Below are 3019 nucleotides of genomic sequence, written 5' to 3' on the forward strand. Positions count from 1 at the left end.
CGCCCCATCCGGGTCGCCTTCTTTGCCTACTTTCTTGGCGAGACAAGAAAGTAGGTCGCCTCCCCGCAGGGGAGGTGAAACTGCCTTTGACTTTGAAGTGGCAGTTAAGTCGTTGCAGTTGCAGTTGCAGTTGCAGTTGCAGTTGCAGTTGCAGTTGCAGTTGCAGTTGCAGTTGCAGTTGCAGTTAAACACCTCACCCCCACCCCATAAAGCGAAAAAGCGCGAACATCCCAGTCCGCGCCTAATCACCCTCAACCAACCCAACCCTCAAGCCACAGCATCCGCCGGCTGCTTCTGCAGCAAAGCCAGCAACTGCGCCAGCTCATCCCGCAACTTGCGACGATCGACAATCATATCGATCGCGCCCTTCTGCAACAGGAACTCAGCCCGCTGGAACCCCTCAGGCAGCTTCTCGCGCACGGTCTGCTCGATCACGCGAGGACCAGCAAAGCCAATCAGCGCCTTGGGCTCGGCGATCACGACATCGCCCAGGAACGCAAAGCTGGCGGAAACCCCACCCATGGTCGGATCGGTCAACACGCTGATGAACGGCAGCTTGGCATTCGACAGCTGGTTCAGCATGGACGTGGTCTTGGCCATCTGCAGCAGAGACAGCAGGCTTTCCTGCATGCGCGCGCCGCCCGTGGCGGTAATGCAGATAAACGGCACCTTCTGCTCCAGCGCCGCCTGGGCGCCACGCACAAAGCGCTCGCCCACCACCGAGCCCATCGAGCCGCCCATGAATTCGAACTCGAAGCAGCTCACCACCACCGGAATGGTGTGGATGGCGCCGCCGATCACGACCATGGCATCGGTCTCGCCGGTGTCGTCCATGGCAGCCTTGATGCGGTCCGGGTACTTCTTGGTGTCCTTGAACTTCAGCGCGTCGACCGGCAGGATCTCCTGGCCGATCTCATAGCGGCCTTCGGCGTCCAGCAGCCCGTCGAGGCGGGCGCGGGCGCGGATGCGCATATGGTGGTCGCACTTGGGGCAGACGTGGAGGTTGGCCTCGACGTCAGTCCGGTACAACACGGACTCGCACGACGGGCACTTGACCCACAGCCCTTCCGGAATGCCCTTGCGGGTGGAGGGGTCGGTCTGTTGAATCTTGGGAGGGAGGAGTTTATCCAACCAGCTCATGAAAGGCTCCTTTCGGCACATGCGCGGAACATGTCAGGCCGCGAATTTACCATGCCTGCGGCCCGCAGTCCCCCTTCTGCCGGGGCGATGCGCCTGTTGCGGCACAACGGCCGTCAAAAACAGTGTTTTTTGCTGCGCTCACCGCCCGTGCACCAACACGAGCGGCGCCGCTTCAATCACATTCAGGCGTCGAGGGCCTGCCGAATTTCCGCGATGAACGACTGCAGCGATTGTACCGCCTGGTCGCGCGGCGCATCTTCCAGCAATTGCACCAGGCGGCTGCCGATCACCACGGCATCGGCCACGCTGCCGATCGTGCGCGCGGTCTGCGCGTCGCGGATGCCAAAGCCCACGCCGACCGGCAGGTTGGCGTGGCGCTTGATCAGCGGAATGCGCGCGGCCACGCTGTCGAGGTCGATCGTGGCCGAGCCGGTCACGCCCTTGAGCGACACGTAGTACAGGTAGCCGCTAGCCAGCTTGGCCACGGCTTCGATGCGATCGTCGGTGGAGGTGGGCGCCAGCAGGAAGATCGGGTCCATCTGGTTGGCGCGCATCTGCGCGGCAAAGGACTCGCACTCCTCGGGCGGGTAGTCGACCACCAGCACGCCGTCGACACCGGCCGCGCGCGCGGCCTTGGCGAACGTTTCCTCGCCCATGCGCTCGATCGGGTTGGCGTAGCCCATCAGCACCACCGGCGTGGTGGCGTTGGTCTGGCGGAACTCGGCCACCCAGGCCAGCACTTTGGTCAGCGTCACGCCATTGGCGAGCGCGCGCTCGGAGGCGCGCTGGATCACCGGGCCATCGGCCATCGGGTCGGAGAACGGCACGCCAAGCTCGATCACGTCGGCACCACCCGCCACCAGTGCATGCATCAGCACGACGGTCAGGCCGGGCTCGGGATCGCCGGCGGTGATGAACGGAATCAGGCCCTTCTTGTTCTGCGCGGCCAGCGCCGCGAAAGTCGATTTGATTCGGGACATGGTCATTGAGCGAGAGTAGGCAACGGCGTGGACGAGGCAGCCATCAGGGGCTCATCGTTCGCGGCTGCGATGTTCAGGGTAGCGGGCGCGGCCTGCGGCGAGTTGATGCATGCCGCGACGCGTTCGCGCGCCACGTCGACATAGTCGGGATTCATCTCGAAGCCGACGAAGCGGCGCCCGTGCAGCGCGCAGGCTACGGCTGTGGTGCCGCTGCCGGTAAAGGGATCGAGCACCAGCCCGCCGGGCGGGCAGCTGGCCAGCACCATGCGTTGCACGATATGCAGCGGCTTCTGGGTCGGGTGATTGGCACGCTCCGGATCCTGCCGGTGGATGCGCGGCACGCTCCACAGGTCCTTCGGGTTGTAGCCAACCTCCAGCCACTTCTTGCCCTCGAAGCGCGGACGGCTGCGCGCCTTCTTGGTCTCGGCGTCGTACGGCACGCGCACCGGGTCGAGATCGAAGTAGTAGTCGCGGGCCCGGGCAAAAAAGCCGATGTTGTCGTGCACCGAGGAATACTTGCGCGTGGTGCCGCCCATGCTCGGTACGCGCCGGTCCCAGATGATCTCGTTGATCATGGTCAGGCGCTGCTTGAGCATCACGAACAGCTCCGGCGAGTATTGCCAGGTGCAGAACAGGTAGAGCGAGGCGCGCGGCGCCAGCTTGGGCACCACCGCATCGATCCAGCTCGCTGACCAATCCAGGTAAGCGTCGCCGGACAGGCGGTCGGAGTCGTTGCCGTAGTCCTTGCCCAAGCCATAGGGCGGATCGGCCACGATCAGGTCAATGGAGCCGTCGGCAATGCGCTTGATGCCTTCCAGCACGTCTTCCTGGTAGAGCGTCAGTTGCGGTGCCGCGACTGGCGCGGGCGCGGACGGGGCGCCGCCTTCAGCGGCGCCCGG

3 protein-coding genes are annotated in these 3019 nt (G+C 64.5%); all 3 read right to left on the reverse strand.

The window, feature by feature from the left end; genetic code table 11:
- Positions 1-267: 267 nt before the first annotated feature.
- On the reverse strand, positions 268-1140 hold the full coding sequence (gene accD, locus ACYP5B_RS15770; RefSeq protein WP_043347984.1) for an acetyl-CoA carboxylase, carboxyltransferase subunit beta: 873 nt from the start codon (positions 1138-1140) through the stop codon (positions 268-270).
- Between the two features lie 182 nt (positions 1141-1322).
- Positions 1323-2120 carry a tryptophan synthase subunit alpha gene (trpA, locus tag ACYP5B_RS15775; RefSeq protein ID WP_459570346.1) on the reverse strand — a complete coding sequence of 266 codons (798 nt, stop codon included), beginning with the start codon at positions 2118-2120 and terminating at the stop codon, positions 1323-1325.
- Between the two features lie 2 nt (positions 2121-2122).
- A partial coding sequence (locus ACYP5B_RS15780) for a DNA-methyltransferase (RefSeq protein WP_459570347.1) occupies positions 2123-3019 on the reverse strand: 897 nt, incomplete at its 5' end.

The organism is Cupriavidus sp. 8B (assembly GCF_054589115.1).